This window comes from Trichocoleus sp. DQ-A2, assembly GCF_039961915.1.
Taxonomy (GTDB): domain Bacteria; phylum Cyanobacteriota; class Cyanobacteriia; order Cyanobacteriales; family FACHB-T130; genus FACHB-T130.
In genome coordinates this window covers 141,326-166,263 of the sequence record NZ_JAMPKD010000011.1, presented here as the reverse complement: position 1 = coordinate 166,263, position 24,938 = coordinate 141,326, and the positions used below count along the sequence as shown (strand labels likewise).

General features: G+C 45.2%; 21 protein-coding genes and 1 pseudogene. 14 read left to right on the top strand and 8 right to left on the bottom strand.

Annotated features, from left to right (window positions below; translation table 11 throughout):
- The first annotated feature begins 60 nt into the window (after positions 1-60).
- A complete protein-coding gene (locus NC997_RS13205) occupies positions 61-1,914 on the top strand; it encodes a serine/threonine-protein kinase (protein ID WP_190527892.1) in 1,854 nt (617 codons plus the stop codon).
- A gap of 212 nt (positions 1,915-2,126) precedes the next feature.
- Here the strand turns inward: NC997_RS13205 and NC997_RS13200 are convergent, their stop codons facing one another.
- Together NC997_RS13200 and NC997_RS13195 are read right to left on the bottom strand one after the other, a co-directional pair.
- The gene (locus tag NC997_RS13200; RefSeq protein ID WP_190527890.1) at positions 2,127-4,490 is read right to left on the bottom strand and encodes a response regulator; all 2,364 of its coding nucleotides are present in this window, start codon (positions 4,488-4,490) and stop codon (positions 2,127-2,129) included.
- A gap of 155 nt (positions 4,491-4,645) precedes the next feature.
- A complete protein-coding gene (locus NC997_RS13195; RefSeq protein WP_190412746.1) occupies positions 4,646-4,903 on the bottom strand; it encodes an ATP-binding protein in 258 nt (85 codons plus the stop codon).
- Positions 4,904-5,306: 403 nt separating this feature from the next.
- Between NC997_RS13195 and NC997_RS13190 the strand changes: the two genes are divergently transcribed.
- The gene (locus NC997_RS13190; RefSeq protein ID WP_190527888.1) at positions 5,307-5,756 is read left to right on the top strand and encodes a pentapeptide repeat-containing protein; all 450 of its coding nucleotides are present in this window, start codon (positions 5,307-5,309) and stop codon (positions 5,754-5,756) included.
- A gap of 68 nt (positions 5,757-5,824) precedes the next feature.
- Here the strand turns inward: NC997_RS13190 and NC997_RS13185 are convergent, their stop codons facing one another.
- Positions 5,825-6,412, bottom strand: coding sequence for an SRPBCC family protein (locus NC997_RS13185; RefSeq protein WP_190428625.1), 588 nt, complete (start codon positions 6,410-6,412; stop codon positions 5,825-5,827).
- A gap of 418 nt (positions 6,413-6,830) precedes the next feature.
- On the opposite strand from NC997_RS13185, the gene NC997_RS13180 reads away from it, so the two are divergent.
- The 7 genes from NC997_RS13180 (at position 6,831) to NC997_RS13150 (ending at position 11,753) form a co-directional block, all read left to right on the top strand.
- Positions 6,831-7,022, top strand: a complete 192-nt coding sequence (locus NC997_RS13180) for a hypothetical protein (RefSeq protein ID WP_190412750.1) — start codon at positions 6,831-6,833, stop codon at positions 7,020-7,022.
- Positions 7,023-7,170: 148 nt separating this feature from the next.
- Entirely contained in the window at positions 7,171-7,962 is a 792-nt protein-coding gene (locus tag NC997_RS13175) for a ChaB family protein (RefSeq protein ID WP_190527887.1), read from the top strand.
- Between the two features lie 220 nt (positions 7,963-8,182).
- Positions 8,183-8,347 carry a rubredoxin gene (rd, locus tag NC997_RS13170; RefSeq protein WP_190412752.1) on the top strand — a complete coding sequence of 55 codons (165 nt, stop codon included), beginning with the start codon at positions 8,183-8,185 and terminating at the stop codon, positions 8,345-8,347.
- 50 nt (positions 8,348-8,397) lie between these two features.
- Positions 8,398-9,666 (top strand): NAD(P)/FAD-dependent oxidoreductase, encoded by a 1,269-nt coding sequence (locus NC997_RS13165; protein WP_190527885.1) that lies wholly within the window; start codon positions 8,398-8,400, stop codon positions 9,664-9,666.
- 116 nt (positions 9,667-9,782) lie between these two features.
- Entirely contained in the window at positions 9,783-10,832 is a 1,050-nt protein-coding gene (lpxD, locus tag NC997_RS13160) for a UDP-3-O-(3-hydroxymyristoyl)glucosamine N-acyltransferase (protein WP_190527882.1), read from the top strand.
- Between the two features lie 170 nt (positions 10,833-11,002).
- A complete protein-coding gene (locus tag NC997_RS13155; protein WP_190412755.1) occupies positions 11,003-11,311 on the top strand; it encodes a WGxxGxxG family protein in 309 nt (102 codons plus the stop codon).
- A gap of 121 nt (positions 11,312-11,432) precedes the next feature.
- On the top strand, positions 11,433-11,753 hold the full coding sequence (locus NC997_RS13150) for a WGxxGxxG family protein (protein ID WP_190439742.1): 321 nt from the start codon (positions 11,433-11,435) through the stop codon (positions 11,751-11,753).
- 248 nt (positions 11,754-12,001) lie between these two features.
- On the opposite strand, the gene NC997_RS13145 is transcribed toward NC997_RS13150, so the two are convergent.
- The gene (locus NC997_RS13145; RefSeq protein WP_190527880.1) at positions 12,002-12,556 is read right to left on the bottom strand and encodes a peroxiredoxin; all 555 of its coding nucleotides are present in this window, start codon (positions 12,554-12,556) and stop codon (positions 12,002-12,004) included.
- 228 nt (positions 12,557-12,784) lie between these two features.
- Positions 12,785-13,870, bottom strand: a complete 1,086-nt coding sequence (locus NC997_RS13140; RefSeq protein ID WP_347276118.1) for a fatty acid desaturase — start codon at positions 13,868-13,870, stop codon at positions 12,785-12,787.
- Between the two features lie 166 nt (positions 13,871-14,036).
- Between NC997_RS13140 and NC997_RS13135 the strand changes: the two genes are divergently transcribed.
- The 5 genes from NC997_RS13135 to NC997_RS13115 all read left to right on the top strand — a co-directional run bounded on the left by NC997_RS13135 (position 14,037) and on the right by NC997_RS13115 (position 19,368).
- Positions 14,037-14,246: a hypothetical protein gene (locus NC997_RS13135; RefSeq protein ID WP_190527877.1), complete on the top strand. Its 210-nt coding sequence runs from the start codon at positions 14,037-14,039 to the stop codon at positions 14,244-14,246.
- 70 nt (positions 14,247-14,316) lie between these two features.
- Entirely contained in the window at positions 14,317-15,219 is a 903-nt protein-coding gene (locus NC997_RS13130) for a retropepsin-like aspartic protease (protein WP_190527875.1), read from the top strand.
- A gap of 389 nt (positions 15,220-15,608) precedes the next feature.
- On the top strand, positions 15,609-17,270 hold the full coding sequence (locus NC997_RS13125) for a D-Ala-D-Ala carboxypeptidase family metallohydrolase (protein WP_190527872.1): 1,662 nt from the start codon (positions 15,609-15,611) through the stop codon (positions 17,268-17,270).
- Positions 17,271-17,614: 344 nt separating this feature from the next.
- Positions 17,615-18,229, top strand: coding sequence for a gamma-glutamylcyclotransferase (locus tag NC997_RS13120; protein ID WP_190412762.1), 615 nt, complete (start codon positions 17,615-17,617; stop codon positions 18,227-18,229).
- 194 nt (positions 18,230-18,423) lie between these two features.
- Complete coding sequence (locus NC997_RS13115; RefSeq protein WP_190412763.1) at positions 18,424-19,368, top strand: phosphodiester glycosidase family protein; 945 nt, start codon at positions 18,424-18,426, stop codon at positions 19,366-19,368.
- Positions 19,369-19,596: 228 nt separating this feature from the next.
- Here NC997_RS13115 and NC997_RS13110 read toward each other — a convergent pair.
- From NC997_RS13110 to bchH, 3 genes and pseudogenes are all read right to left on the bottom strand, one after another.
- A pseudogene (locus NC997_RS13110) lies at positions 19,597-19,896 on the bottom strand (DUF433 domain-containing protein).
- Positions 19,897-20,091: 195 nt separating this feature from the next.
- Complete coding sequence (locus NC997_RS13105; RefSeq protein ID WP_190412764.1) at positions 20,092-20,904, bottom strand: short-chain dehydrogenase; 813 nt, start codon at positions 20,902-20,904, stop codon at positions 20,092-20,094.
- Positions 20,905-21,100: 196 nt separating this feature from the next.
- Entirely contained in the window at positions 21,101-24,904 is a 3,804-nt protein-coding gene (gene bchH / locus NC997_RS13100) for a magnesium chelatase subunit H (RefSeq protein ID WP_190527871.1), read from the bottom strand.
- Between the last annotated feature and the right edge of the window lie 34 nt (positions 24,905-24,938).

Genomic DNA, 24,938 nt, shown 5'->3' with positions numbered 1-24,938 from the left:
GGAGAGATGTCCGCTCCACAAAAAGCTTTATCATAGACGCAATCTGCCGATTTTCTGTCTATGAGCTATTGCCTGAATTCAGGTTGCAACAAGCCTCAAAACCCTGTTGGCACAAACTTTTGTACAAGTTGCGGAACGAAGTTACTGCTCAAGGATCGATACCGCGCGATCGCGCCCATTGGCGAGGGTGGATTTGGTAGAACTTTCTTGGCTGAAGACGCAGACAGGCTAAAAGCTCCTTGTGTAATTAAGCAATTTTTGCCAGTGCCAGAGATTCAAGGCAATTCAGCGGCAATGCAGAAGGCAACCCAGCTATTTGAGCAAGAAGCGAGACAGTTACTGCAACTGGGAGAACAACATCCACAAATTCCCAGTTTATTTGCCTATTTCGAGCAAGATAAACGCCTGTATCTGGTGCAGCAATATATCGAAGGGCAGGAATTAGGTCAAAACTTGGAACGGCAGCAAGCATTCACAGAAGAGCAAATTCGAGATTTATTAAATGATTTATTGCCGGTGCTGCAATTTGTCCACGAACATCAGGTGATTCACCGGGATATCAAGCCGACGAATATTATTAAACGTAAAAGAGATGGCAAATTCGTCCTAATTGATTTTGGCATTTCTAAAAAATTAACAGTCGGCACTGGTTTAACTAAAACAGGCACAAAAGCTGGCACAGAAGGCTACGCACCCATCGAACAATTTCGCAGCGGTAAAGCTTATCCAGCCAGTGACTTATACAGTTTAGGCGTTACCTGTATTCATCTGCTGACAGCAACCAAGCTTGATGAACTTTACGATCCATTAGAGGGCTGCTGGCTATGGAAAGAGCATCTGAGGGAAAAGGGGAAAAATGTCAGCAGTCAACTGAGTCAAGTTTTGGATAAGTTACTGAAAGATTATGTGAAAGAACGCTATCAATCAGCAGATGAAGTGTTGAAAGACTTGAATGCTGTACCTACCCCACCACCGCTAAAGGCACAAGCGACGACACCTGCGCCACCACCGCCAACGCCAAAGCCCCAGAATTGGAGATGTGTCCGCACGCTTACCGGGCATTCAAGCTGGGTTCGCTCTATAGCTATCAGTCCAGATGGGCAGACTGTTGCCAGTGGCAGTCAGGACTACAGCATCAAGCTGTGGCAGGTGGACAGTGGCAAGCTGATTCACACCCTCACCGGGCATTCAAGCTGGGTTCGTTCTATAGCTATCAGTCCAGATGGGCAGACTCTTGCCAGTGGTAGTGGAGACAGCACTATTAAACTGTGGCAGGTGGACCGTGGCAAGCTGATTCGCACTTTCACGGGGCATTCAAGGTGGGTTCATTCTGTTGTTTTTAGTCCGGATGGGCAGACTCTTGCCAGTGGTAGTGGGGACAAAATCATTAAGCTGTGGCAGGTGGGCAGTGGCAAGCTGATTCGCGATTTTACGGGGCACTTAGACTATATTTTTTCCGTTGCCTTTAGTCCGGATGGGCAAACTCTTGCCAGTAGCAGTCAGGATTACACTATCAAGCTGTGGCAGGCGGGCAGTGGCAAGCTGATTCGCACTTTCACGGGGCATTTAAACCGGGTTTATTCAGTTGCTTTTAGTCCGAATGGGCAGACTCTTGCCAGTGGTAGCGGAGATAAGACTATCAAGATTTGGCACTTGGAGACTGGTAAGCTGATTCACAGCCTCACTGGATATTCAAATTCGGTTTGTTCCGTCGCTTTTAGTCCGGATGGGCAGACTCTTGCCAGTGGTAGTGGAGACAACACCATTCAGAATTGGTCGATTGACAGTGGTAAGCTGATTCACACCCTCAGAGGGCATTCAAATTTGGTTTATTCAGTTGCTTTTAGTCCGGATGGGCAGACTTTAGTCAGTGGCAGCGAGGACAAGACTATCAAGATTTGGCGGTGCGATTAGCTGGGTAAGAACTGATGTAAAGCGCGATTAACTGGGCGAGAACTGATGTAAAGCGCGATTAACTGGACGAGAACTGATGTAAAGCGCGATCGCTTCTAGTAAATTCTTTGGGCATTAGATAAAATTGAGCTGCAACGTGAAAGCGAGATACCCGACTTTTTTAAAAAGTCGGGTATCTGAAAACATTGGCAATCATAGAAAAACAAAACCTTCTAATTTTTACCAAGAACCACCTGTATATTTTTCAACAATTCCTCTGAGGTGTAGGGCTTTGGTAAAAATGTTTTGACGTTATTTCCAGCGATTTCAGTTATCTGGTAATTAGATGTAAGTCCGCTAACTGCAATAATCTTGACCTGTGGATTGATTTTTTGCAAAGCCCGGATAGTCGTTATACCATCCATAGCTGGCATCATCATATCGACTAATACAGCGTTAATATCTTGCTTGTGTTCTGCATATAGCACCAATGCCTCCACTCCATCATTAGCGGTTAAAACCTTGTAATTATAGGTTTCTAGAGAAATTTTCGTAAGCTCTCGAATTGAATATTCATCATCAACAACGAGAATTAATTCTCCTTGTCCTCTAGGCAATTCATGAGGCAAGCTTTTCGTCTCATCTGGTATCGTTGCCTGCGTTACGGGTAAGTAAATATAAAATTGCGTTCCTTGGCCTACTTCGCTAAGTACCTGCACAAATCCACCGTGACTTTTAACGATACCCATCACCGTTGAAAGACCTAAGCCAGTACCTTGTCCTATCTCTTTTGTGGTGAAAAATGGCTCAAAGATTCTATCTATTATTTCCCTTGAGATTCCCATCCCTGTATCGGATACAGTAATGACAACGTAAGGGCCAACCTTAGCATCAAGATTCATCCGGGCATAGTGTTCATCAACCCACAGATTCCTGGCACAAAGCTCTAAAGTTCCCCCGTTTGGCATCGCATCCCTAGCGTTTACACAGAGATTCATCAATACTTGGTGCAGCTGAGTTGCATCCCCAGAAATAGTCCAAAGATCGAGCATCGGGATATCGGTGCGGATTTCAATCGCTCTAGAAAATGTCTGTTTAACAATCTGCTCAATTTCTTTAATAATGTGCCTTACTTGCAAGGTGGTTCGCTTCCCTTCGACTCCTCGCACAAATGACAGCACTTGTTTAACGAGATCGGCACTTCGTTGAGTATTGGTTTCTAGTGTTTTTAGTATTCGCCGGCTCTGCTCATCTTGAAGTTTGTGTTCCAAGATTTGAACAGACATTAATACAGGCGCTAGGGCATTGTTGAGATCGTGGGCAATCCCGCTTGCCAGAGTGCCGATACTCTCCATGCGCTGTGCCCGAAGAAACTGGGCTTCGAGTTGTTTCCTCTCTGTAATATCGGTATTAACAGTTAAGATAAATTTGGGTTGTTCTTCTTCATCCCGAACGAGAGTCCAGCGACTTGCAACGATAATATTTTTCCCGTCTTTTGTGACTTGATGCAATTCACCCTGCCACTCGTTTTCTTGGGCAAGAATATTCTGATTTTTTTGGAGTTGTGGTGAAATTTCCTTGTATAAAAGTTGATTAGCATTCTTACCAAAAACTTCTTCTGTCTTCCATCCGTACAAACGTTCAGCCCCTTTGTTCCAAAATAGGATTTGGTTGTTCAGGTCTCGGACGAGAATTGCATCGGTTGTAATATCAAGCAAAGCCGCTTGTTCTTGGATTTTCCGATCTGCCTGTTTGCGCTCGGTGATGTCAAGGACAAAACCGACAACGTTTGGTTGAGATGGTTCCATCAGCGCTGCACCAATCATCACTGGAACGCGACGACCATCTTTGGAAATAAATTCTTTCTCGTAGGGAGTACAATTGCCAGAACTGAGGAATTGTGCGAGCGCGTCTTCGTCTAAATGGCGATATTCGGGCGGAGTAATTTCATCCCAACGCAAACCTCCCGTTGGCAGTTCCTCCCGCTCATATCCCACCATCTGTAGAAAGGCATCATTCGCTTCGGTAATATTGCCCCGAAAATCTGCGAAAATAATCCCAATGATATTCGATTCAACCAAGCATCTAAATCGAGCTTCGCTTTCCTGGAGCGCTATAAATGCTTGCTCTCGTTCTGCTTCTGCTTGTTTGCGTTCGCATATCTCCTGTTCTAAACGTATATTTTGGTCTATCAGTTTTTTGGTCAAGCAACGCAGGCGCAGGTGGATGCTGACACGGGCTAAAACTTCTTCATGCTGGAGCGGTTTAGTAATGTAATCTACCGCCCCAAGATTCAACCCTTTGACCTTATCCACTGTCTCACTCAGAGCGGTCATAAAAATTACGGGAATATCTTGAGTTACTTGATTCGCTTTTAGGCGGCGGCAAGTTTCAAATCCATCTATTCCGGGCATGAGTACATCTAATAAAATTAGGTCGGGTGAAGCATATTCAGCGCTTTCAATTGCACTTTCGCCATCTTCAGCCACTAAAACTTGGAAGCCGGAATGAGCCAGGAAATCGAACAGCATTCCCAAATTGGTAGGAGTGTCATCAACGATTAAGATAACTCCTTTTTCAACCGTATCAACACTCATTCATACCTCTTAAATTCTGTAATAAACTATAAGACTTGTTTCTCTTTAAAACCTTACCGAATTGACAAAATGGGTAGTATACGGAATCAACTGCCGATCCAACCCCTCAAGGTAAGCGATCGCTCTACGACGCCTCTAAAATCGTCTTTCCTTGCCTAGATCGAGCAAGTCTGCGATTTCCTTGGCAGGTGGAGGGTACTCTTGACTTTGAATGCGCCACTCATCAGTTGAACTAATTGACAGCGAATTGCCAATTTTAATCCGGTTCCTTTTGCATCCGGTGTAATACCAATTCCTGTATCTGCCACCTGAAACTGGGTTCTCTCCGTTTGGTAGCCCACTTTGAAAGTTATAACGCCAATTTCTGTAAACTTGACTGCATTGCGAAGTAAGTTAATTAAAACTTGCCGCAACTAGATCGCCTCGCGTCTGAGGATGGGTTTATAAACTTCCTTTAATCAAGAGGATTTACCAATTCCTAACCGCATTTTTAAAGGGTTCCTTTTTTCCCTTCATCTGGACTGCAAGCAATCCACCTTTGTATAGATTTTAAGATATTTTTCCTTATTTAAAATTACACCAAATCGTCAAGAAGCGTAACGAATTTATAAATCTTTTAGCTTTTGATAACCGAAACTTTTGTTTGTATTCTTAGTATTAAAAATTTATTAAATTTTTAAGGTTTATTGCAAACGTCATATAAGAAACAGTTTTAAATGATTTAACCAACCCAATTGGATAGACAAATGTGGCGGTTTTCTTTCTCCTCAGAGATAACGCCTCGCTGGATAATAAGCTTAGGAGGCGAAAAACGTCATGAAACTCACAATACTGGTTGCCGCCGCTTTATCGGTGCCGCTATCGCTGGCGACGCCCGTACAAGCGGCAAATATGGGGCACGTCAAACGATTGCTGGAAACGAAAGAATGCGTAGGGTGCGACCTTTCCGGTGCTGATTTAAGCGGTGCCGACTTGAGAGAAGCGAACCTGCAACGGGCTAACTTAAGGAAAGCCAACCTAACCGGAGCCAATCTGGCTGGTGCTAACTTATACGTAGCGGACTTAGCTCGCGCCCAGCTCAGAAACGCTAACTTACAAAATGCCATCCTAAGATTTACGCGCTTAACGGATGCCAACTTAGAAGGTGCTGACCTGCAAAAAGCGACTTTGAGATTTGCAAACTTGACAGGTGCCAAGCTGAAAAATGCCAACTTGCTTGGGGCTGACTTAAATAGTGCTAATTTATACCAGACAAATATCCGATGAAGAATTCTGCCTGGTATCGTTATCCCCGATAATTTAGGTGCATTTAGAACTAAACGCGATCGCCTCTTTTAACTGCCGCACATCACCTGGCGCATAGTTCGCATATTCACAGGCAGTTCTAGCTGCATTGCCTGTTCGATGAAAATTGACGGCACTGGGATATTGGGCGTTGCTTTTACTGTATAGGTGAGCAAAGTGCCATTCTCGTAATCTTGCAAACTTAAGTCAGCACAGAAATCGGTAAAAGTACCTTTTTCCAAGCGAAAATGAATTTCCTGCTGCACGATCTCAGACACACTCAGATAAGCCTCAACCTGAAGACTGAGAAACAGGAAAGTTTTCGTGGCAACTTGGTAAACACTCTTGGAACTCGTCCCTTCCGGTAAGCCAACAGGCGAGGAGACGTTGGAGTGCAGTACCTCAGAGTGAGTAACATCTGGGAAATATTGCACCCAACGGGGATAGTCTGTCACTTGTTGCCAAACGCGCGATCGCTCGATTGGCAAATACATTTGGGCAGTAACAGCACCCCCCCAAGTAGAACGCAATTGCGTTTCTATCAAAATCTCACCTTGCAAAAGCGCCGTTGAGTATCTCTTGCTCAGCGACAAGTCTGAGGCGGCATCCATCGAGTCCGACGGAAAAAGTATACTCATACTGACTCAGCTACTCCTCAATCAATAGTAATTCGATGTCAAGCTAACACAGGTTGTCTCGGACGTGGAAGGCAAGGTATGTTGGCTAATCTCCTAATTTGATCCTACATCGCTGTTTCAGCAACTCAGTATGTAACAATGATGACCATAATTCCTCAAGCATGTCAGGAGCCAAGGAACGTGAGTCGCTCTCCCAACCCAGGCACCGCAATTTTGTTGTATCGCTGGCATTGCTTTAGTGATTACAGCGATTATCGTGGTGCTGAAAGGATCGGGCGTTCTGAAGCAGCTTCCTGACTACGTCATCTGGGCGTTAGTTCTCTTTACCTTGGTTGCTGGTATCCTCGGCGGCATTTGCAGCTTGGGCGGACGTAGCCGATGGCAATATTCTGTTTTAACCATTTATTTGGTCGAGTCTGTGAGCCAAACTCCTAACCCTGAAACCCTGATTTCTTCTATTTTTGCCAGTGTTGTAGGGCTGACAATTGCGGTGTATCTGTTGCGAGGATTTGGAATTCTCACGTTCATCCCTGGCGGCGTTATCTGGATATTAATTTTGCTTTCAATTGCGAGTGGGATTACTTACGGCGTTCAGCGCACTCGCCGATAATTGCTTTCTTTTTCAAAGTTTGTTAAGTCATTTAGTATCTTTAAATACATTTAATATCAACCTTCGGGGCGATTCGCTGGAATTGTCATGTTCGCTATTCTCCAAGAGAAATTAACAAAAATTAAAAAACAAATTTCAGGAGAAGTGAATGACCGCGACAAACCCAACTACACAGCCAAGTGTTTCCACAGTAGAACGCAGTATCTCAGCCGTTTTCAAAGAGCGCGAACAAATTGAGAAAGTGATTCACCGCTTGCTCGATCGGGGGATTTCCCGCGACGATATTTCAGTAATCGGCAAAAACTTTCATTCCGAAACTCGCATTGCTGGATTCATCACCAAAAAAGATGTGATTTTAGGCGGGCTGAGAAGCGGCGGCATCTTTGGTTCCTTGTTTGGTTCAGCCCTTGGCTTGCTGACTGGTGTGGGAGTGCTGTTCATTCCTTTTGTAGGTTCAGTCGTCGCGGCAGGACCCATTGGTGCGGCGTTGCTGGGTGCAGCGAGTGGTGCTTTAGCGGGTGCAGCGGGCGCTGGTTTAGTTTCTGCTTTGGTCGCTTTGGGAATGCCAGAAGACAAAGCTGCCATTTATCAAACTCGCGTCGAAGCTGGAGATTTTCTGGTAGTTGTAGAAGTCTCTGCCAATCAATCCGGTGAAATTCAGCTGCTGCTAGAAAGTGCTGGTGGCGAAGAAGTGCATACCAGCGAAACCACATTACCCCGCAAACGCGCTGGGAAACTGGAAAGTCCTAGCGATTTGTCCCCGGAAGTTCGTTCTCACCTCTCAGAGGATGCTCAAAGGACATTTATCGCCAATTACAACAAAGCGCTAGAAGACTCTGGCGATGAATCCAAAGCTGACCATCATGCTTGGGATGTTGTTTCTGATCAATTTGAACAAGATGAACACGGCTTTTGGTCGAAGGCTAAAGCAAAGTTGTAGCAACTGGGCGGTTGAAAGTGCGTCTACACTACAAGAGAATTAACCTGCTGGCGTGGGTTTCAAAACTTTTGATTCGGCTTAAGGCGAGTGCGATTCAGCGATAGTCCTTGGCTCAAAACTTAAGTTTCTCGAAGATGAACAATGGGTTCTGCAAAAGCCGATGTAATTTCGATTACGTCGGCTTTTAGTATTATGTATAGGCAAATGTTGAGGAGCGATAATGAAGAAGTATATATGTACAGTTTGCAACTACATCTACGATCAACAACAGGGCGACCCAGATAGCGGTATCCAACCGGGTACGGCATTTGAAGATATCCCGGAAGACTGGGTATGTCCTACGTGTGGAGCTACAAAAGCGGATTTTGAACCATACGACGGGTAGAGAGATAATATCGCATCTGTACGGAAATATTCCGTGAAATCGGCAATAGCTTGATTGTGCAACCTTTAAAAGTAGTAGTGATTGGCGGTGGGGCAGCGGGTTTTTTTGGTGCAATTACCTGTGCCGAAACTTATCCCCACGCGCAAGTAATTTTGTTAGAAGCAGGACGACAACCCTTATCTAAAGTTCGGATTTCTGGCGGCGGGCGATGCAATGTTACTCATGCTTGCTTTGACCCGGCTGGTTTAGTGCAATATTACCCCAGAGGCGGGAAAGCACTTCGGGGGGCTTTTAGTCGTTTCCAAGCTAAAGATACAGTCGTTTGGTTTAGCGATCGCGGCGTCCAATTGAAAACTGAACCGGATGGACGGATGTTTCCAATTACAGATAGTTCCGAAACTATTGTGGATTGTCTGTTTGAGGCAGCAAGGGCATCTGGAGTGCAGATTCGCAGGGGAACACCTGTTGATAAGATTTTCCGGCAAGTGACTTCATTGAATCAACCACTCGACACCGGCTTTGAGATCCAGTTGAAGTCAGGAGAGATCCTCAAGTGCGATCGCATTCTCCTCGCTACCGGCAGCAATCCCCAAGGCTACCGCTGGGCAAAAACTTTAGGACACACGATTGAACCACCCGTTCCCTCTCTATTCACCTTTACGATTTCCGACCCCCGGTTGCAAGATTTAGCCGGAGTCAGCGTGGAAAGTGCGCGGCTGCGTTTAGGTGTCGGTAAAACTCAGTTAGAACAAATCGGGCCATTACTGATTACCCACTGGGGTTTGAGTGGCCCTGCTGCCTTGAAACTGTCTGCTTGGGCGGCTAGAATGCTGCACGATTGCAATTATCGAACAACGTTGCAAATTAATTGGCTACCCCAGTACAACCCGGAAAAGCTGCGGGAAATGCTTTTGGCGGTCAAGTCCCAATTGCCCCAACGCGCCATTTCTACCAGTTGTCCGCTGCCCTTACCTCGACGCCTCTGGCAGAGTTTAATTGCTGCTGTGGGGATTAGTGGGGAACAGCGTTGGGCGGAATTATCTAATAAAGTTCTCAATCAGCTCATTCAAGAACTTTCCGAGGGTAAGTACCAAATTCAGGGGAAGGGTGTCTTTAAGGAAGAATTCGTTACCTGTGGCGGCGTCAACTTAAAGGAAGTGAACTTTAAGACAATGGAAAGCCGCATCTGTCCGGGACTTTACTTTGCCGGAGAAATCCTCGATATTGACGGCGTCACGGGTGGCTTTAACTTTCAGAGTGCCTGGACGACTGCTTACTTAGCAGGTCAGGCAATGGGCAACGAAGAAATTAAAAATTAAAAATTAAAAATTAAAAACCCAAAAATTTAATTTTTAATTGTGTCTTGGCGGTGCGAATACTTGATGAATCTCTTGTATAGCTGCCAATTCATTTACAGTTGTCCATGAATATGCCGATGAAATTTCACGAAATTGTCGAAAAACTGGGTACTACTGCCGCCTGCAATAGTTTGACCTCAAATACAGATTGCAACCCGGAAATTACGGGAGTAGCACCCGTCGATGAGGCTGCCATTGGCACACTCAGCTACATAGAGGGCGCGAAATTTGCGGCTTTTGTGGGAAAAACCTTTGCCAGTGCCTTAATTTTACCGCCGGATGAAAAGCTACAAGCACAAGCATCTGAGCGGGGAATTGCCTGGATTGCGGTATCCGATCCGCGATTAATGTTTGCCGCAGCGATCGCTCTTTTCTATAAACCCTTCCGTCCAGCGCCTGGAATCCATCCCACCGCAGTCATTCATCCCGACGCCAAAATTGGTCAAGATGTTTACATCGGCGCTCATGCAGTCATTGAGGCGGGTACAGAGATTGGAAATGCTGTCATCATTCACCCGAATGTAGTCATCTATCCAAACGTGCAGATAGGCGATCGCACGGTATTACACGCTAATTGTTCCATTCACGAACGCACCCGGATCGGCGCAGATTGCGTCATTCATAGCGGTGCCGTCCTCGGTGCGGAAGGCTTTGGGTTTGTCCCCACCCCGACTGGCTGGTTCAAAATGGAGCAGTCTGGCTACACTGTTCTGGAAGATGGCGTTGAAGTGGGTTGCAATAGCACCATTGACCGCCCCGCTGTGGGAGAAACCCGCGTTGCCCACAACACCAAAATTGATAACTTGGTGCATATCGGTCACGGCTGTAAGGTAGGCTCTAACTGCGCCTTAGCCGGACAGGTAGGGATGGCAGGCGGCGTTACTGTTGGCAATCGCGTGCTGTTAGCCGGACAAGTAGGGATTGCCAATCAAGCACATATTGGAGATGGCGCGATCGCGACCGCCAAAGCAGGCATCCACAATGATATTGAACCTGGTGCCATTGTTACTGGCGTGCCAGCGATTCCCCACAAAGTATTCCTAAAAGCAGCAGCCATCTACCATCGTCTTCCAGAGATGTATCAAACTCTCAGGCAGCTACAACGACACCTAGGAGACAAGAAATAAAATTTACAGAAATGTATATACGGCTAAAGCCGTATATATTCATCTCCTGTAAAAGGCTTTTTCTATCTCTTGAGTGATAACAAACATAAGCAGGAGTTTCCAGCTATAGAGGGATTTGGATTCTCTTGATACTCGTATAAATTAAGAGTAACAAAAGAGGAGATTCACCCATGAAAAATTCAAACTTGTCTAAACTAATGAGTGCTGGTGTTCTTGCAGCTAGCGTCGCTCTGGTTCCCATGACCCTACCTGCTTCTGCCCAGACTGATACGACTACATCTCCCGGTACCACCAATACAGCTCCTAGCCAAGGCGTAGACAATACAAATACAAATACTGAAGGCGATCGCGGTTTTGATTGGGGTTGGTTAGGATTGTTGGGCTTAGCTGGTTTGGCAGGTCTTGCAGGTCGTAAGAATCACGAAACGACCGCTTACCGCGACCCCAACGAAGTCGGTTCCTCTACTTATCGCCGCTAAAGCTGATTAACAGCTTGTTCATAGACATTTATTGTCTGTCCGTCACTTTTAAAACCAATTTGCTGGATGTCGTCCTGTTGGAAATCCATCGATTGGAAACATAAGAACAGGAGATTTAAACATGAAAAATTCAAACTTGTCCAAATTGGTGAGTGCTGGTGTTCTTGCAGCTAGCGTCGCTTTGGTTCCCATGACCCTACCTGCTTCCGCCCAGACCGATAGTTCAGCTCCCGGTACCACCAATACAGCTCCCGACACCACCACCACTGCTCCGAGTCAAGGCGTAAACAACGCCGATTATGAAGGCGATCGCGATTCTAATTGGGGTTGGTTAGGACTGCTGGGTTTAGCTGGTTTAGCTGGTTTAGCTGGTCGTAAACACGACGACCGTGTAGCTTACCGCGACCCAAATGAAGCCACTTCTTCTACTTATCGTCGGTAAAGTACAACACAAGTTTCGCCGTAGTTACGTAACATTGACAACTACGTTTTAGAAACAACTTTAAGAATTCCTGGTGGAGACAAACATCCATCAGGAATTTTGTTATTTATATTTTTTGCTAATCTAGCAATCCTCTTGAATGTGCATGAGTCAATCGGGAATACTGACAAGAAGTTATTGCCGATTACCAATGATCAGCTTGCACAAACGATGTTGATTTTCACGGCTTTGCTGAGTCATTAGCCGCTTTAGGATGCTGCCTGCAATTCATTGAGACGTACCAAAACCTCGCTACTGTGAATTGCAGGATTGATCCCTGTAAATGTCTCGCGTAGCACTCCCTGTGGATCGACAATGAAGGTATGGCGCATCGAGACAAATCCAATCCAAGAACCGTAAGCTTTGCTCACCTTGCCATCTGTATCAGCCAGCAGTGGAAACTTCAGCTTTTCTGAATCGCAGAACTTGGCATGAGAATCAACAGAATCAGCACTGACGCCAATAATTTGAGTATTTTTATCCAGGTATTTCGGCAAGTCTTGCTGAAATCTGCGGGCTTCTAGAGTGCAACCAGAGGTGAAGTCTTGGGGATAAAAGTAGAGAACCACCCATTGACCCCGGTAATCGGACAGGGAGACTTCGCCATCGCCGGTATTCGTTGGCAGGGTAAACTCTGGAGCCGATTGATTTACAGTAGGCAGCTTGCCGCCGAGCGCAGCAGCTGATGGTGTAATGCTCAACCAGGTGATGAGGGCGAAAAAACTTGCCAATAGAGTCTTGAGGAAGATGCGACGAGAATTCATGATGAAAAGCGAAAACTGAACTTAACATAAGTTTACAGTTTTAATTCGCTCTCCACTTTTATCTGAATATTCCTGGTTAATGGGGGTCGCAGTCTGTCAGGCTTGCCCGGAAGGGTTCATTGAACAGAGAGGCAAGGGTTGAGCGTGTTTGGAATCAAACCATCAAAATTTTAATCAAGTAGAGGCGCAAAACTTTGCGCCTCTACTTGAACTCAGGAAATGACTGTATTAGTCTTTTTGGAGTTCTTTTTTAGATTTGTAGTAAACCTTCGCCCCTGTATCCGTTACAAAATGACAGGAAGGGTTAGAGCGTAGGAAGGCTTGGAAAACTGACCGATTGGATTTTCGGTAGTAATTACCCAAAATGGGTTTAATCGCCTCAGTCGCTGTCTTCAGGTGGTAGTGAGGAATGCTAAGGAATATGTGATGAGCTACATGGGTGCCAATATTATGGTGAATATTATTGATAAACCCATAATCGTGGTCAATCGTAGATAAAGCACCCTTGAGAAAATACCAGTCTTTCCCACGATACCAAGGAATATCCGGGTCGGTATGGTGCAGAAATGTTACCAATGCCAGCCAGACGACAAAAACCTCGTAGGGGCCTACATAGTATTTGACCAGCCACATCCAGCCCCACTGATAAGTTAACCAGCCTAAGCAACCCAGCATCAGCGTCCAGAGGGTTGCGCTAGTGATGACATCCCATTTTTCTGAGGGTCGAAACACAGGGTTACTGGGGAGAAAATGAGAGCCAGGCTTTCCAGGAGTCCCTTTAAACAAGTACAACGGATAAGCCACCAGTAAGGCTAAGGCATTAAAGCGGACAAATTTTTCATACGCGGGCATCTCCCGATACTGGCTTTCTGTAACGGGATACCAGCTTTCATCCGTGTCAATGTTGCCGGTATTTTTGTGGTGAGTTCGGTGGCTGATACGCCACCCATGATACGGCACGAGGATGGGAATGTGTGCCAAATGCCCAATCAGGTTATTTACCCATTTTTTTCTGGAAAAAGAACCGTGACCGCAGTCGTGTCCGACGACAAACAACGCCCAGAACATCGTTCCCTGCGCCAACCAAAATACAGGCCAAAACCACCAGGAATCCAGGTAGCTAGCGATCGCGTAGAGGATGCCGATTATCCCTACATCCACTAGAAAATAAAACAGCGATCGCTTGGTGGAGGGCACAAAGCACTCTGGGGGAATGGCGGCTTTCAAGTCTTGAAGGGTAAAGGGGGGTTCTGAGTCACCCAAATATAATTCTTCTTCGACAGGATTATTTAACTCTATGAGCTTAGATTGCACAAAGTTTCCAATTTTACGTAACTGTAGACCAAAAGGCATTATTCTACAGCCGCGCCATCAGTGCAATTAACGCTATAAAGACCGATTAGTCAAGAGTATGGCTGTTGTTTACCTACAAAATCTATTCTGTGGAAAATGCGGTTGCTCATGTAGCATTTAGTATGGTATGGAACAAATACACTTTGATGCAGCCCTTGATGGAGGGACTGGCTTGAACGGGTTCGCAACTACGGCAAGTCGGGGCAACCAATCGGCTCCTTCTGGCATGGAGAGTTTCCGGGAAGCGATCGCAATTGACAGGTTAAACAGTCATTCAACAAAAAGAAACTGGTTAAATCCGGAAAAATCTGCGGAAAAATCTTACCTTAGGGTGTAGTAAGACCCGTCTTGCCAGAAAAGCCGTGTCCTCTCCAAAATCAATTGCTTATAAGATCGGGCGATTAATCATGTGGAAACCCTCTCAAAGCCGTACCACCCTGATTGTTCTATCCAGCTCCCTGGCGTTTGGGGTTCTTGGCTGTAATAACGATGCAGCAAGCCCTCCTAGCCCACCAGCCGCCTCAGCCCCAGCAAAGCCTGCTGCTAGCGCAAGTCCCGTGGCGGCTGTTGCCAGTTCTGCTGCGACTCAACCGGCTAAATCTGCCTCAACAGCTAAGCCAAAAGCATCAACGGCGACTAAAAAAACACCCGTTAACCAACCGATTAAGACTGGCCCTGACACTTATAACGAAGCGATTGATACTGCCCTTGGCGCGATCGCGATTAGTGAATCTGCCAAAAGCCGAGATGATTGGCAATTAGTTGCCAGCCGGTGGCAAGAGGCAATTGAATTAATGAAAGCTGTGCCAACTTCTAGCCGCAACCATGCGATCGCTCAAAAGAAGCTGCCTCAATACCAGCGCTTTCTAGCCTCGGCTCAGAAACAAGCGGCTCCTCCGCCCAAGCCCAAACCCATTGGACCTGCAATCGTTAACAAACCCTTTTTCACGGTTCCCATCAAACGCCGACAAGGGGACACGATTCCTGTTGTTGACGTGACATTTGATGGCAAAAAGAAATATGAAATGTTTCTGGATACAGGGGCAAGTAAAACGTTGATCACCCGACAGATGGCTTATGACCTAAAGGTGAAACCTGTAGGAATGGCGAACGTGAAGACGGCGAATGGAGTAGCTGGAATATACTTTGGGTTTGTTAATTCGATTCAACTGGGTGGAAATCTCGTCAAAGATGTGTTGGTTGGAATCGGACAACCCGACTTGGACATTGGACTGCTAGGACATGACTTCTATGACGGCTATGACATCACCATTAAAAAAGATGTGGTGGAGTTTCGTCGCCAGCGCTAAAGTAAAGAGCGCGATTTTCAATTGGTTACAGTGGATTTTGACCTCTTCCTACCCCTCCCCCTATAAGGCTACGGTGTACGGACAAAGCGCTCTCAGACCTAACCCCCAACCCCTTCCTTCGTAGGGAAGGGGAGCAGTATTCAAAGCCCCTCTCCGTGTCGGAGATGGGTTTGGGGAGAGGTCTGCCGACTTGTGTGTACACCGTAGCCTTATAGGGGAGAAAGCTAGATTTTCTGGCTTCTCTGTCCGAAAAGCGGACGCTTGGGGCGTTACCGTGCCGTTTAGGTAGCGATCGCACTGATTGATATTTATTCTAGGAATCACTCTGGAAAAGCTTCGGAACGGGTGCCAAAGTCATAGAGTGGTTAAGTGGGTTATCAAAACTGGCTATGCCAACACTGACACCAGACCAGCGCAATTACTACTACCTCTTAGAAGCGGAACGAACTGGCATTCACAAGCCGATTCTGGCAGCGCTTTATCAAGTGCTATCTTCACCGCAGTTTTCGGACGGAGAAAAGGGACTGGGCATCTCCCCAGCGAATCGCATTCCCCTACAGGAGGTGGATTCTTTTCCCAAACAAGTGCAATATGCTGCCAATACTATCCGCAGTTTAAGTAACAATCTGGTCGCTCAGGGGTGGAAAGGAGCGGATCTGTGGGACGTACAAAAAGGGCGCTACAGCGATCGCTTTATTCAAGCTGTGGCTGATGGTTATGCACCGCCAGCAAGCGAACCGACAGCAGCGCGGTTGGAAGCCAGCGATGCCAAGGCGTTACTGCAAGCGTACCTAAAAGACATCGAAACCGATTTCAGTGCGGAAGGCTTGCCCCACAATCTTGCCTACCTGGATAAGGCGCTACTGACCCTAGTGGAGCGAGTTCCAGAATACTATACTGGCTTGCCTCATCAACGGGATGCTGCCCTGGAAGTGGTGCGGATGTGGCGTCAGATGGATACAGAAGAAGCCGCGATCGCGTCTTTGCTGTCTCCTGGCACTGTTATTGGCGATAACTTCGAGGAGTCCCAGATGGATGTTCCTCTCAAGCAATTTATTCAACGAATTTCTCCCAATTACTCCGGTTATCCCTATCAACGAGAAGCCCTGCTGCGGCTAGCTCAGCTGTGGCGTCAGCTAGAATCGCGGGAAGTTGCGATCGCTTCTTTGAAAAACAACACCTCCGCCGATACAGGGATTAAAATTGTCGATCCGGCCCTGATTGCCTTTATCCAGCGCATTCCGCAGTATTATCAAGCTTCAGGCAACCAACGCAACGCGCTAACTGAATTAGTTCGGATCTGGCGAAAGTTGGACTCTCGCGCTTCCGCGCTGGCATCATTGGGAATCGACCCTCTACTGCTGAGTGGCACGACAAGCGATCGCACCAGGTTATCGAGTCTTGCCGCCCAGCTAGATCGAGAATTGCTGAATTTTGTTCGGCGTCTGCCGATTGAATATAAAGAAATCGACCACCAACGAGAAGCTTTAATCCGCCTGGTTCAACTTTGGCGCGATTTGGCAACCAGAGATCAAGCCATTCGCTCCTTATTTGAGGATCTCAAACGCATGAATCAGGCACGGAAAGATTCTCCGGACGCCGCACCCAAGCCTGTCCCAATCGCTGTCGCCAAGCGTCCCGACAGGTGGACGCTAAGGAATATTCAGCTGTCTGCCCCCATCGTTCCGGATGGCAACTTTACCTGGGCAGAAGCTACCCACGGCGGCACCCGGATGCCTCCGAACCAGGCGACGCTGGATGCCATGATCCGGATTGCGAGACTCGCACAAAGGGCACGCGATCGCATTGGGCGACCCTTCATCATCACTAGCTGGTATCGACCTCCAGCGATCAATCGTGCCGTTGGCGGGGCAAGATACAGCCGTCATATTGTTGGAGATGCGATAGACTTTCTCTGCGAAGGTCTTTCTGGCGATCAACTTTACTGGTCTCTCGACCCTTGGTGGCCCGGTGGTTTGGGTCGTTACACCAGCTTCCCGAACCTGTGTCATCTTGATGCGCGAAGCTATCGGGCACGCTGGCGAAACTAAAGTGAGGCACAGACGTACACAAATGCTCCTTTTCCCATCAATGGTGAGGGGTTAGGGTTAGCTGACAAATCTTTCCGTATAGGTTGGGTTTCACGCTGTTGAACCCAACCGCAGCCAGTGTTTCGTTGGCTCCGTGCGGGAATGAAACCCAACCTTGTATTTGTACTTCCGCAAGGAAACTCCAAAACATTTGGCTTTTTCAACCCTACCAATCTTTATCCGGTTTCCGGAGGAGAAAACAAAAATTTAATCTACGGTTTGCCTATCGGGATATGAAGGTATACAATAAAAACATTCTGCTAGAATCATGTCCATAGTAAAAACATTTCTATACCTATAGATAGATGAGCGATCGCATTGGACACTTAAAACACACCTGGGTACAATCTCATAATCCTTCACATCCAGCATTGAGATTGCAACAACAGCAACAAACAGAGCCGATGTTCTACTATTTTGCTTACGGTTCTTGTATGTGCCCGGTCGATTTAAAGCGTACATTCGGCGAGAACACCCATAGTTACGTGATTGGTGCTGCCACACTGAAAGGATATCGGCTAGGATTTTATCGTCGCTCAGCGCTTCGCAACTGTGGTGTTTTAGATATGGTAAAAGATCCATCAGCCTCAGTTGAAGGAGTTCTGTATCGACTACCGTGGAGATTGAGCGATCGCTTAGATGAACGCGAAGAAGTCCCTCAAGGCGGTTATCGCCAGGAAATGGTCAACGTTTCCTGCCAAGGTCGGACATATACCAGCGTTCGTACCTACGTTGTCGTTAACAAATTAGCAGAAGAACTCGCCCCCAACGACTGGTACTTCAACGTTGTCCTGCGCGGTGCCTTAACCTGCGGGCTTCCAGAACAGTATTGCTGGCAACTGTTTAACCATATGCATCAGTTACAACAGCGCCATTGGGTCTCATCAGTCTCTAGGGTTCGTTTAGTTAGCGGTAATTGATCGTTCGTCATTCGTCATTAATGATTCGTTTTTGATCAGAAATTCTGAGCAAACACCTAAAAGCTCATGACAACTGACAATTAGCTCGTGTTTATTATTTATTAAAATACTTGTAGGGTGGTTAATTTTCACCCTCATCCTAGGTATTGCTAGGCTTAAAATGTAAACATACATTTTTTGTAAATTCTTGGTGTATGTTTACAAAAGCAAAATTTCTAGCCACATTCTTAGTAATATTTATTATTTTATCTGTTGTTCATGTTTATTCCAAAAATACTTCAACGAGTCCTCAAGTTCAAGCACAAAAAATAATAAGCAGAGAAAATACAGCTAATAATTTATGCGATTGCCAAAGCCAAGAATGCCAATTCAGCATAGAATTTATCAGAACGGATCATCAAGGAAATACAAAGGCTAAAGGGGCAAATTATGTTCTTATTTTTGATCCAAAATCTCCGAAACTAGATTTTAAGGTTAGTCTTGCTTTAGCCCATGAAATTTATGCTAAAGATGCTAAAGGAAGATTCCGCAAAGAATATGTTCCAAAACAATTTCATGAAATTATAGCCGATGATAATGCAAAACTAAATGGCAAAAAACCGATTGCAGCCATTAACGGGGATTATATAGATCCTGAGAATAAACCCCAAGGCTTGAACATTTCGAGGGGGGTAGAATATTCGGGTTTATTTAAAGATAAGCGGTCTTCCTTTGGAATTTCAGAAGGTACAAAAGCGCGAAAAGCGACAATCCAGATTGGGAAAAGAAACGAGCAAAATTTAAACTATAACTTAGTAGGAGGAAATGGAAGATTTTATAAAGATGGAATATTTAAAGATATTTGTAATGACTTGGGAGAATATGCCTGTCAACACGAAACCAGCCGCTCAATGGCAGCGATTACTTCCAAAGGCTATGTAATTTTATTGGTTAACAACGTCGAAACCGATGGACCATTGTATCCTGATAAGTTTGATGATGTCCTGAAAGGAATTTCTAAAAACCACTGTTTAGGAAATATTCAGGAAGCAATGTTATTTGATGGTGGGTTTTCAACAGCTTTTTACTATAACAACAAAATCTATGTAGAAAACTCTAATCCAATTGGCTCAGTTTTCTTAATTTATAAAACCGAGTAAAACTTTATTAAGCTACTTCTCAATTCAAGATACAGCAGTTCCCTATTGGAGCTAGTCAGGTTTAACTTCATCCCGTTCATAGAGAGGTTTTTTTTATATTCCCTCTTGTGAAAGTTCGCGGGTTGGGGTGAGTTTCCAAGTCTATATTGAGCTAAGAGTGAGAACTGCTATAAACGGTACACCAATCTTGTTAAGCGAAGCCTAATTTGTAGCTGCTCTAATTAAAAATTAGGTTTTTATAGTAATCCTAAATGATTCGGGTACCCCGTCGGGGTCAAACTTAGCTTCATTTTGCTTGCGTATTTCACTTGCGCGTTTTTGCCGCTGTTGCAAATACACTTCAACTTCTTGCCGATGCCGTCAATAGTAGCTGATTACAGCATAAATATTCGCTAACTGCAAAGAAGGATATTGAAACACAATTTCCTCAGCAGTCGCCCCGGAATTGAAAGCAGCTACAACTGTATCTAATGTTACCCGTGTTCCGCCCACACGCACCAAACTATGAGCGTTTACTTTTAAGGGAATAGTTCTGCACTAATTGTTGAAAGTGTCATAGCACATTCACCTTAGTTATTGTTTTGGTTATAGATATATTTTATGACTTTTGCAAAACTAATATTTATAGGAGGAGAGATCGCGTCTCTCCAAATCTTCCTTATGAGTTGTTATTGTGTACGGTGAAACAGCAAGCGAAGCGGCGGGTTGCGCTTCGCTAACAATTCACTTAAGTTCATTATGGATTTCAGAAAGTAGTTTTTCTACTTCTTTGGTTTTTGCTTCTCTATTCGATCTTTCCAACTTCTCATCCAAAATTAGTTCTATTCCAATTTTGACTGCATCAAAATATTTTAAACATTCCTCCTCGCTTAACTCATGGATTCCTTTACTTAAAATAGAATAGATAATTCTATTTCTAAATAAAAAATCTGGCAGAAATTCTTTTAGTAACCCTATTTTTTCATCCATTCTACTCCTGCAATAAGTTTCCTCATTCCATGAATCTTTTTTTATTTCTATTGCTTCTTGATGAGCTTGTTCAACTAAATCTTCAAATATTCTTCTTAAATAAACAAAAGAACCAATTCCAACTCCATGGCTTACAAGACCAATAGCCTTACTCAACTCATTATACTTTTTTGTACTTAAAATTTTTTTATACTTACCAATTTTATTCAAAGTTAAGTCAGCAATTGAAGGGGCTTGTCCAAACTTTTGGATTTTCTCATTGTACACTTTAAAGCAAAAATCTATTCTATGGCTTGCATTTCTAGAACATTTATAAACATTACAAAATATTCTTTCGGAAAAGGCATAAGTCTTTTTGTACTCAGTCGTACGTTTCTCAAAGTCGTGTATAAAAGTGCTATCTTTTTTGCACTCTATGCAATATGCATCAAGAGTTTCTCTAAAGAATTCGACATCTAGAACTTTTGGCCAGTTCTCTCCAGTTATATCAAATGTTTTGTAAAGAGGAACTCTAAAAAAGAATTCAAGAGAAGATGGAAAGTCGTTATTCTGATTAGTATCTACCATTTTTTATCCTTCACAATCACGATAAAATACTTAAATTTGCTTTAATCAAAACTAATATAGCGTTTCCTCTGTGGGTGGAATATATCGCGATTCTGACGTTCGATCAACCTTGGTAGGGACATGGTATCGCCTTGTCCCTACAGATGTATCGCACCGAATCAAGAATTTCTATATATCCCTAGCATATTATTTATGATTAATCAACAGTAACGCCTTCAATTTCCGCCTCCGATAGCTCATACAATTCACGTAGCTTCTGTAATTTTTCCTCATCTGGTTGCCAGAAACCCCGCCCATTTGCTTCGATCATTCTGGCGACAATATTGCGGAAAGCTTCGGGATTTGCTTCTCGCAATTTTTTCGCCATTTCTGCATCTAAAGCATAGGTATCTGCTGCTTGTTCGTAAACCCAATCATCGGTAAAATCAACAGTCCCTCCCCAACCAATTAACGCTGTCATACGTTGGGAGATTTCATAAGCACCACCGGAACCTTGATTCGCCATTGCTTCTGCCCATTTGGGGTTCAGCAATTTGGTACGATACTCCATACGAAGTAAATCGTCTAAGTTGCGGGGAGTGGTGTCTTTAGAGAAGCTTTCGACGAAGCTGGCGCTAACTTTTTTACCACGTTGTTTTTCTGCGGCTTTTTTCAAGCCGCCAGTGTTGGCGTAATATTCTTGAATATCGGTAAGACCATATTCAACCGAGTCGATTTCTTGGACAATGCGATCGCTTGTTTGCAACAACTGCGTCAGCACTTCCGGTCTAGCTTGTCCTTTGTCTTTTCTACCGTAGCTGAAGACATTGCGATCGCGCCAAGTATCGCCCAATTCATCGCCAGATTCCCAGTTACCATCGGTTACGCGATCGTTCACTAACGAACCAAAATCACCGGCAGGGTTAGAGAATAATCGCGCTGAGGCATTTTCTACGCCTTGAGATTTCAACGCTAAAGTGTGTTTGCGGATAAAGTTTTGGTCTTCCGGTTCCTCAGCATCAGCGGCGCGTTGAAACAAATCATCCAACAATTCAATAATGTTGATAAAGGTATCGCGGAAAATTCCCGAAAGATTCCCTAACACATCAATACGCGGATGACCGACTTCTGCAATTGGTTTCAATTCATAACGGACAATTCTTCCCGTACCTTCCTTAACAGGTTCAGCACCCACTAATTCCAGCAAAATTCCCAGAGATTCGCCCTTCGTTTTAATCGCATCCAATCCCCATAACATCACTGCCACAGTTTCCGGATAAGAACCCTGTTCCTTAAGATGTTGGGCGATAATCTTTCTAGCAACTTCTCGACCCCTTTCGTAAGCGGCTGGGGAAGGCATCCGATAGGGATCTAAAGCATGAATATTCCTGCCTGTTGGCAACACACCAGCACCATCCCGCAACAAATCACCACCCGGCGCAGGCGGAATATATTCGCCATTAAGTCCCCGCAGCAAATTAGTGATTTCTTCACTATTTTGTTGCAATAAATCACGTATTTTTATCGCTTCATTCATTAACTCTGGAAGATTAGGATTGATGCGAAATTTAACATTAGGATATGTTTTGTTTAAGGATTCCCAGTGTGCTGACAGTGCTGCCTGTTTGTCTGCGCCTTTAGCAACTGCCTCAATAATGTCTTTTGGTAACTCAAAATAAGCATCAAAATAGCTAATTAGCCCTTCTGGAGTTGGCGGTTCCCCCAATGTATGCAAACCAGATGAGAAAAGACGATTTTCTAGAACTTGCAGATATTCGTACAGTTTTACTAAGTAAGAATTAAAAACATCTGCACTGAACAGTCTGGCATTCTCAGGCGAGAAGTTAATACCTAAGCGTTTAGAATCCTCAAAAGGGCAATCTGCATCCAAACCCGTATCGACAATCTTTTTACAAATCGCTTCCTTGAGGGCGTAATTTTTTTGCGGGTCTTCCCGATACTCCGCGATTAAATCGCGCAGCGACACCAATTCTTTGTACAATCCAGCACGACCATAAGGCGGCACATTATGGGAAATCAGCACCCCGTAGCCGCGACGCTTTGCCAACATTGATTCAGAAGGATTGTTCGCCGCATAGATATATAGATTGGGGATATTTCCTAGCAGAATATCAGACCAAGAATAGCCCGTATTACCGAGCGGAGATCCGGGCAACCATTCAACCGTTCCGTGCATTCCGAAGTGAACGACAGCATCAGCTTGAAAGTCGTTTTGCAACCATTTATAGAAAGCGGCATACTGAGGGTGAGGTGTTAAATCGCGCTCAAACATTAGCCGCATCGGGTCGCCGGAAATTCCCAAGGGTGGCTGTACGCCTATCCAAATATTTCCTAGTTGTATCCCTCCAATTTGAAATTCATCTCCATAAGTTTTGATGCCAGTTCCAGTGAGGGATTTCCACTGTTTTTCGATGCGGGTCGTGAGTAGATAGCCTAACCATTCTTCTAGGGTTTTAGCATTAACGTTTGTGCCTCCCCTAGCCCCTCCAGATAATCTTACCCCCTCCCCGTGAACGGGGAGGGTTGGGGTGGGGTTCTCATCCGCCTCTTTCACTATGCGAATTAATTCTTCCCCATCTTCCGGTAATTTTCCAACGTTGTAGCCTTGGTCTTTGAGGGCGTGGAGGAATTTAATTAGACTTCGCGGTACATTCAATAAAGCCGCTGTCCCCGTCGCCCCATATCCAGGCGGAAAACCATATAAAATCACGGCAATTTTACGTTCAGCCGTTGGCTTTTGTCGCAGGGAAATCCATTTTTTCAACCTTCCAGTTAAACGCTGAACTCGTTCTGGAATTAAGTAAATATCTTCTCCCACCAAACCGCCGAGAGGAACTGGATCGATTGCCCCATCCAGTTCTGGCAAAGCATATAAAACGACACTTTGCAATCCGCCAACACCCTGCCGCGTCCAAGAATGAATATCTTGAATTAGTAGCGGTGCCGCAACGATATAGGGTACATTTTTGGCGGTGAGAATGCGCTTGGCTACTTCTACTTGTCGTCCTGCCTCCATCGACCCCGCAGGGCCACCGACGAGAGGAAAACCAATCGTAGAGACAATTGCTTCCACTGGCACCGCATCTTCAGACAGGGACGGAGTTTCAATATTACCCTGCTGTCGCTGTTGCATTTCGTAGTCTGTGGTCATCCAGTCCCGCACCGCCACATGACCTTCAACGCCGTTAATAAAAATTGGCAAAGGGATCAACCCAGCTTTCTCAAAGTGGCGAATTAGTTGAGGAATGTAAGGCTGTTTTGTAATTACGTGCTTGCGATAAAGCAGAATTCCAACAGTTGAGTAGGGACACGGCAGTGCCGTGTCCCTACTTTGATACCATTCTAAATATGCCCGTGGGGATTCAAAAAAACCTTGATAATCGGGATGCAGCAATCCCATATTTGGAGTTTCAAGGGGCGGCGGAATTTCTCCTACCTTCAACTGCAAATATTTTTCTCCCAGCGTCCAGAACATGGACGCAACATTTTCGGTGCCACCAGCGTTCCAATAACCGTAAATAATCAGCCAGTTGCGTAAGTCTTGCACTTTCTGCACTGGCACAAATTTTAATAACTTTGGCCCAACTTTTAAAAAGCTAATATAACCCGCAAGTTTGTCTTCTTCTCGACCGTTGCTGAATTTGTCGAGAATAAATTTAACAGGTTTGGGCATTCCCTTGGGCTTGTCGCCAATTTTGAACGCGCCTATCTGAGTGAGGCTCATCAATTCCAAAGCTGACTCAAAGACGAGGCGAATGGGGATATTTTGCACCCTTTGGCGCAACCACATCACTTGGTCGTAATCAAATAGCAGACTACCGAAAAAGACATCTGCCCCTTGGAGTGCGGCTTCTACGGCTTCCGGTTCTGTGGTGAGGGCGCGATCGCTAAACACCCGAATATCCAACTCCGGACACCTAGCCTGAGCCAAATGAGCTGCCTTCCGGTACAAGTCAGCGTTGAATGATTCAAACCCAGCAATTAGAACAATGCGTTTCATGCCCAGAGAGATTAAAGGTTCCTACTTTCGATCT